This window comes from Paraburkholderia elongata, assembly GCF_013177735.1.
In the GTDB taxonomy this organism is placed as follows: Bacteria; Pseudomonadota; Gammaproteobacteria; order Burkholderiales; family Burkholderiaceae; genus Paraburkholderia; species Paraburkholderia elongata.
Window position 1 is genome coordinate 1 of sequence record NZ_WOEZ01000189.1, and the last position, 7,032, is coordinate 7,032.

Genomic DNA, 7,032 nt, shown 5'->3' on the forward strand with positions numbered 1-7,032 from the left:
CGGAGCACATCATGACCGTCATTTCCGTCATCGTCGGCAGCGTTCGTCAGGGACGTTTCGCGGAGAAGCCCGCACGCTGGATTTTCGACCATCTGAAAAAGCGCGAAGGCGTCGACGTGCGCCTGCTCGACCTCAAGGACTATCCGATGCCGTTCTTCGACGAGCAGATTCCGCCCGCAATGCCGGGCCGGCCGGCATACGGGCATGAGGTTGTGAAGCGTTGGACCCAGGCCATCGCGGCGTCCGACGGCTTCGTCATGGTCACGCCTGAATACAACCACGGGCCGTCAGCGGTGTTGAAGAACGCGATTGACTGGGTCTATCCGGAATGGAACCGCAAGGCGATCACCTTTGTCGGCTATGGCAGCGTTGGTGGCGCGCGCGCGATCGAGCAACTGCGCGAGGTCGCAGTCGAAATGCAGCTCGCGCCGACCCGAGCGGCGGTGCATGTTCCGGCAGCGGCACTGTTTGCACATTTTCAGGGGCAGGACATCACCCCGCACCTGACCGAGCTGGATGCCGTCGCCGAACAAACGATCGACGACTTGCTGTGGTGGACCAAAGCGCTGAAGGCCGCGCGGGCGAGCTGACCGCGTCGGCCGGAACTAACAAAGCCGGTGAGGCCCTATCAGGAGATATTCAATGAGCACCACCCTCAAACAATCATTCACGCCGGTCCGCGTTGGACGCTACACACTGCCGAACCGGCTAGTCATGGCTCCGATGACCCGCAGCCGTGCGAAGTTCGACGGCACGCCGGGAGATCTGGCTGCAGAATATTACGCGCAGCGTGCGAGCATTGGCCTGATCGTCACCGAAGGCACTCAACCCTCAGACGACGGACAGGGCTATCTTGCGACGCCGGGGATATACACTCCCGCGCATATCGCCGGATGGGAGAAAGTGACGAGAGCCGTACATGACAACGGCGGCCATATCTTCATCCAGATGATGCACGCGGGGCGTACGTCGTACCCAGACAACACGCCGCATCATCGTCAGGCCGTAGCACCCTCTGCGATTGCGCCGAAGGCGCAAACGTTTACCGCGACAGGGTTGAAGGATATTCCCACGCCGCGCGCGCTGACGACCGAGGAAGTACGCCAAACCGTCGCCGACTTTCGCTTTGCGGCGCGCGCTGCCATTCAGGCTGGCGCCGATGGTGTCGAGATTCACGGTGCGAACGGCTATTTGGTCCAACAGTTCATTGCCTCAAACGCCAATACGCGCACGGATGAGTACGGCGGCTCCATTGAGAATCGCGCCCGATTTGCCATCGAAGTCGCCGCTGCGATTGCCGAAGAAATCGGCGCGGACCGAACTGCCATCCGTCTATCCCCTAGCTCAACCTTGAATGGAATCGACGAAGGTCCAGAAGGCCCAGCGGTTTACCATTATCTGGTCGCCGAGCTGGACAAGCTGGGGATCGCTTATATACACATCATGCACCACGGCAACGAGCAGTTGCTGCGCGACATACGCAAGCTGTGGAAGCGACCGCTGATCCTGAATCGACCCGGTCGTCCGCGCGACCAGATCGGCGCTGATATCGCTTCGGGATTAGCTGATTTGGAAGCCTACGGCGAGATGGTTCTTGCCAACCCGGATTTCGTCAAACGACTGAAGATCGGCGCACCGATGAATCAAGCGGATCGCACCAGCTACTTTGGTGGCACAGCGCAGGGCTATACCGACTATCTCGCGCTTGATGCAGTCGCGCTGGCGTAAGGCGCACGGCGAGGATGTGACAAATATGCGCGACAGGCAATGTCTTCGGGTATCGAAGACATTGTCGCGTGATGGCTCATCGGTGTGGGCAGTTGGCTCAAGGCATTCATGGCTCAGCCGGTGTCACCACCAGCTACTGGCAACACCGTGCCCGTGATATAGCTTGCCTCGTCTGAAGCGAGGAACAGAATCGGCGCGACCTGTTCGTCGATGCTGCCGTAACGCTTGAAAAAGGTTGATTCGGTGACCTGCTTCACCGCATCGCCCATCCAGACCTTTTCCTGCTCGCTGTCGCCGGCAGTATTGCGCGGGACGCGTCGCGGAGGTGCGTCGGTCCCGCCCGGCGCGGTGGCGACCACACGGATGTTGTGCTCCGCGTACTCCATCGCCAGTGACTGCGTAATCGCGTTGACGCCGCCCTTGGCCGCCGAATACGGTACGCGGCGGATACCGCGCGTGGCATTCGAGGAGACGTTGACGATGGTGCCACCGCCACGCTTGAGCAGGTGCGGCAACACAGCATGGCAGGCATACAGCGTGGGCATGAGTGAGCGGCGAATTTCCGCGTCAATCTGCTCAGGTTCGAACTCGGCGAATGGACGCATGCGAATCGCGCCACCGACGCCATTGATTAGTATGTCGATGCCGCCAAACTTGCGCACTGCAAAAGCCATCGCCGATGCCGCGCCCTCGTACGTCTCGAGGTCGGCGACGAAGCCTGCCGTCTCCGCGCCACTTGCTTCGGCAGCAACTTCGCAGACGAAGTCGGCGCGGTCGACGAACAGCACCTTGCCGCCTTCGGTGGCCGCACGAAGCGCTACGGCGAGACCAATGCCCTGTGCCGCGCCGGTGACGACCATGACCTTGCCAGCAAATCGTTGCGTGCTCATGCGGTCCTCGGTGCTGCGTTAGGAGTGAACTTCTCGTAGTGGAAGCTGTTGGGCTTCACGCCGTTATCGTCGAAATACTTGCGCACTGCATCGACCATCGGTGGCGGCCCGCACAGGTAAACGTCGACATCACCATCATTCAAGGCCTCGGCCGGCATGTGCTGCGTCACCCAACCCTTGGCGGGATGGGTCGAATCCGTGTCGGCCACGACGGTGGTGTAGGTGAAATTCGGCAACCTCGCCAGGTACGCTTCGATTGCATCGACCTGCACCAGGTCGAGGTCTCGGGTCACGCCATAAATCAGGTGGACCTTCTGCTGCGACTCAGCACGCGCCAGCACTTCCAGCATCGACAGGAACGGAGCCAGGCCCGTGCCGCCAGCGAGGAACAGCAACGGCCGCTCCACGGCGCGCAGATAGAAACTACCGAGCGGCCCGGTCAGCTCCAACTTGTTGCCTGGCTGTGCGGAATCGAGCCAAGTGCTCATCACGCCACCAGGAATCCGCTTGATCAGAAAACTGACTTTCGATTTCCCCGGTGCCGATGAGAAGGAATACGAACGATGCTGGCCGCTGCTGGGAACATCAATGTTGACATACTGACCCGGCAGGAATACCGGCGCGGTCGCATCCACGTCCAGCTCGAGCACGACGGCCGCGTCGTTGTGCGGCTCCACCTTCGATACCGTCGCGGCGAACCTGCTCTGTTCAGTCTTGCACGCAGTGGAAGAGGCGGGCACTGCAATCACACAATCGCTTTGCGGCACCATCTGGCAGGTGAGTACAAGGCCACTGTCCTTCTCGTCGTCGCTCAGCGCGTCTTCGATGTAATCGTCGCCAAGATCATAGTTGCCGCTCTCGGCGCGGCACTTGCAGGTACCGCACACGCCATCGGAGCAATCCATTGGCAGGTTAATCTTCGCGCGAAAGGCGGCATCAAGCACCTTCTCGCCCGGCTTGCATGCGACGAAGCGGGTCACGCCGTCCTCGAAGTTCAATGCAATGTTGTAGCTGGACATGTTGTCTCCTCTACTTCCAGTTTCCTCACGCCGCTCGACATCAAACGTGGTAAATGTCGAGCACCTGGCGGATGTAGTCGTTCTTCAGCACAATTCTCTTGCTGGAAATCAACAAGTCATCGTCGACCTTTCGCAAAGTAACGAACATCGTGCCGAAAAAATGGTCGTTGATTCTGTAGCGGTGGCTGAGCGTGTCGAAGTTGTAGCGCACGTCCACTTCGTTGCCGCGTTCGGCCAGCACTTCCACATTGGTCACGTTGTGGCTGGTCCGCGGTTCTGGCATCGAAGCACTACTGCGTTCGGTCTTGATGCGGAACACACGGTCTTCCAGGCCACCACGGTCCGGGTAATACATCAGCGAAATCTGACTCTCGTGGTCATCGGTGAGTTGGTCGTCGTCATCCCACGCCGGCATCCAGTAGGTGACGTTCTCGGCATAGCAGGCAAGCCAATCGTCCCACTGGCGGTCATCGAGCAGGCGGGCTTCGCGGTACAGCATGGCGCAGATTTTCTGGTAGTCGAAGCTCATACCACGGCCTCCTCTTGTTCCTTTTTCAGTGCGTCGCGCATCACTTGCACCCAGTATTCGTGCTGGCACACAAACAGGCCTTCGTCTTCGCTGCGCTCGCCTGAGATAACCGGCTTGAGACCCATCGTCTTCGCATTCTCGTCCGGGCCATCGACCCACAACGGCGCCCCGCGCGAAAGGTCGTTCCACAACGCAGTGGTGCCGGCATAGCCAGCCTGGCAAGCGCGGAACTCTTCAAGGTCATCTGCGGTGCCCATTCCCGAGACGTTGAAGAAATCCTCGTATTGGCGAATACGGGTAGCCCGGTCGGCTGCGCTCTCACCCTTTGGGGCAAAGCAGAAGATGGTGACTTCGGTCTTGTCTACGCTGAGCGGGCGTACCACACGAATCTGGGTGCTGAACTGGTCCATCAGGAACACGTTCGGATACAGGCACAGGTTTCGAGTCTGGTTGACGATAAAATCCGCCTTTACTTCGCCGACTCGTGCCTCGATTTCTTCGCGGTATTGATAGACCGGTCGCACTTCCGGGTTCATCGTCTTGGTCCACAACAGAATGTGGCCGTGGTCGAACCCGTACACGCCGGCTACCGACTTGCTCCAGCTGTTCGCATCCACCGCCTTGGTGCCGTCAACCTTCCGCCGGTCCATCGTCGCGGCGTAGTTCCAGTGCACGGTGCTGACGTGGTAGCCGTCGCAGCCGTTCTCCATCTGCATCTTCCAGTTGCCGTCGTAGATGTACGAGGAATTGCCGCGCAACACTTCCAGCCCGTTCGCGGCCTGGTCGACGATCTGGTCGATGATGACCTTGGTCTCGCCCAGGTAGTCCTCCAGCGGCATCGCGTCCGCGTTGAGGCTACCGAACAGGAAGCCGCGATAGCTCTGGAAGCGCGCGACTTTTTTCAGGTCATGCGAGCCGTTGGTGTTGAACTGCACCGGGTATTCGGTGGTCTTCACGTCCTTCACTTTCAGCAGCTTGCCCGTGTTAGCGAAACTCCAGCCGTGGAACGGACAGGTGAAAGTGCCTTTGTTGCCGTGCTTTTTCCGGCAAAGCATTGCGCCTTTGTGCGCGCAGGCGTTAATGACTGCGTGCAGTTCGCCGCTCTTGTCGCGAGTTACCACTATGGGCTGGCGGCCAATCCAGGTGGTGTAGTAGTCGTTGTTGTTGGGAATCTGGCTTTCGTGCGCCAGGTACACCCAGTTGCTCTCGAAGATGTGTTTCATCTCGAGCTCAAACAAATCGGCGTTGGTGAAGATGTCGCGGCGGCAACGGAATACACCGTTTTGCTTGTCGTCCTGAACGGCGGTATGCAGCAGTTCATCCAGTTGCGAGGCTTTGTCGATAATTGCAGACATGAGTGCTCTCCCTACGCGTGCTCCAGGTTATGGAGCACACGCATCGGTGTCGAAAGATTCTTGCGAAGAATTGAGCGGCAGCAGTGGTGCGACGTAGCAGCCGCGTTCAGCGGTTAGGCGGTAGCAGACGCACGCAGGCGATGGACGACCTGGTTATCCTTGCCCTGAACCAGCGGAGTCAACTCGATGTTGAACTCGATTTCCTTGTACGCGTCAGCCTTCATGCCCAACGCAGTGCCGCCGGTCTTTTCGACGACATGCGGAATCAAATCCTCGCGGGTCGCGTAGGCGAAGTCATCCCAAATCAGCGGGTCGCCCTCAATATTGATTTGCGTCGTCAGCTTGCGGTACTTGTCGGTGGTGACGAAGAAGTGGACATGCGCCGGACGGTTGCCATGGCGAGCGAGTCCGTTCAACAGCTGCTGGGTCGCGCCCTGCGGCGGGCAGCCGTAGCCGACCGGCATGAGCGTACGGAATTCGTACTTGCCGTCGACGCCAGTGCTGACCGCACCGCGGAGATTGAACTCGCTCTGCGCGCCGGTCGGGTCGAAGTGCGAATAGAAGCCTTTTGAATTAGCGTGCCAGCATTCGACCACAGCACCTGCGACGGGCTTGCCGTCCGGGCCGGTTACGGTGCCGCGGATGACCAGTGGGCCCGCATCCGGGTCGGGATTGATGTCAATCCTGGACACACCATCGCGCACCGGCGCACCGGCGACATACAGTGGACCTTCGATGGTACGCGGCGTGCCACCGATGTCGGCCTCTTTGTCCGCGGCATCCATGCGAATGTCGAGATACTTCTCCAGACCCAGGCCAGCGGCAAGCAACGCCGCTTCGCCGTCCTGGCCGAGCTTGTTGAAATAATGAACGCCGGCCCAGATTTCGTCGGGCGTCATGTCAAGGTCGTCGATGGCCTTGAACAAATCGCTCAGCAGGCGATGGACAATCTGCTTGGCGCGAGCACTGCCGTCCTGGCTACCGACGTTAGCAGCAGCCTTCAGCAGGTCCTGCGCTTCCTTCGTATCGAACACTTTGACGCTCATGTCTGCTCCTGAATCTCTATTTTCTGGTGGGGGTTAACCCTTGGTTTAGCACTCTTTCAAATATGCCTGCGAGGTATAATCGAGTGCTGAAACAGAGTGTGAAAGCAGAATAATGGACGCCGGAAGGCCCCGTCCAACACTGATTTAGTATCGGTCTATATCCAAGAGGTATTGAAATGGAACTGCGGCATCTTCGCTATTTCGTCGCTGTAGCCGAGGAACGCAATTTCACGCGCGCGGCACAGCGACTGAACATGGCCCAACCGCCTTTGAGCCGTCAGATACAGCAACTTGAAGAGATTCTTGAGGTGCAGTTATTCCAGCGCGACTCGCGCCCCTTGAAGCTAACCGAGACGGGTAAGTTCTTCTATGCTCATGCCGTCCAATTGCTGGCCCAGACGTCCGAACTCGAATCAATGACGCGGCGCGTGGGCAACATTGAGCGCAGCCTCTCTATCGGTTTTG

Annotated in this window: 8 protein-coding genes; 3 read left to right on the top strand and 5 right to left on the bottom strand. The window is 59.1% G+C overall.

Translation table 11 applies throughout. The annotated features are described in order from the left end of the window. Positions 1-590: NADPH-dependent FMN reductase (locus GNZ13_RS33245; protein WP_328807337.1), on the top strand; the 590-nt coding region annotated here is incomplete at its 5' end. Positions 591-642: 52 nt separating this feature from the next. Beyond that, complete coding sequence (locus GNZ13_RS33250) at positions 643-1,728, top strand: alkene reductase (RefSeq protein ID WP_172172447.1); 1,086 nt, start codon at positions 643-645, stop codon at positions 1,726-1,728. 113 nt (positions 1,729-1,841) lie between these two features. Here the strand turns inward: GNZ13_RS33250 and benD are convergent, their stop codons facing one another. The 5 genes from benD to catA all read right to left on the bottom strand — a co-directional run bounded on the left by benD (position 1,842) and on the right by catA (position 6,567). After that, the gene (benD, locus tag GNZ13_RS33255) at positions 1,842-2,618 is read right to left on the bottom strand and encodes a benzoate diol dehydrogenase BenD (protein WP_172172449.1); all 777 of its coding nucleotides are present in this window, start codon (positions 2,616-2,618) and stop codon (positions 1,842-1,844) included. Beyond that, entirely contained in the window at positions 2,615-3,637 is a 1,023-nt protein-coding gene (gene benC / locus GNZ13_RS33260; protein WP_172172451.1) for a benzoate 1,2-dioxygenase electron transfer component BenC, read from the bottom strand. The genes benD and benC overlap by 4 nt, the downstream gene beginning before the upstream one ends. 40 nt (positions 3,638-3,677) lie before the next feature. Continuing rightward, positions 3,678-4,166 carry a benzoate 1,2-dioxygenase small subunit gene (benB, locus tag GNZ13_RS33265; protein ID WP_172172453.1) on the bottom strand — a complete coding sequence of 163 codons (489 nt, stop codon included), beginning with the start codon at positions 4,164-4,166 and terminating at the stop codon, positions 3,678-3,680. Further along, positions 4,163-5,521 (bottom strand): Rieske 2Fe-2S domain-containing protein, encoded by a 1,359-nt coding sequence (locus GNZ13_RS33270; protein ID WP_172172455.1) that lies wholly within the window; start codon positions 5,519-5,521, stop codon positions 4,163-4,165. Before GNZ13_RS33270 ends, benB begins: the two co-directional genes overlap by 4 nt. Before the next feature lie 113 nt (positions 5,522-5,634). Beyond that, positions 5,635-6,567, bottom strand: a complete 933-nt coding sequence (catA, locus tag GNZ13_RS33275) for a catechol 1,2-dioxygenase (protein ID WP_172172458.1) — start codon at positions 6,565-6,567, stop codon at positions 5,635-5,637. A gap of 176 nt (positions 6,568-6,743) precedes the next feature. On the opposite strand from catA, the gene GNZ13_RS33280 reads away from it, so the two are divergent. After that, positions 6,744-7,032, top strand: a 289-nt coding sequence (locus GNZ13_RS33280) for a LysR family transcriptional regulator (protein WP_172172460.1), incomplete at its 3' end; no start/stop codon positions are given.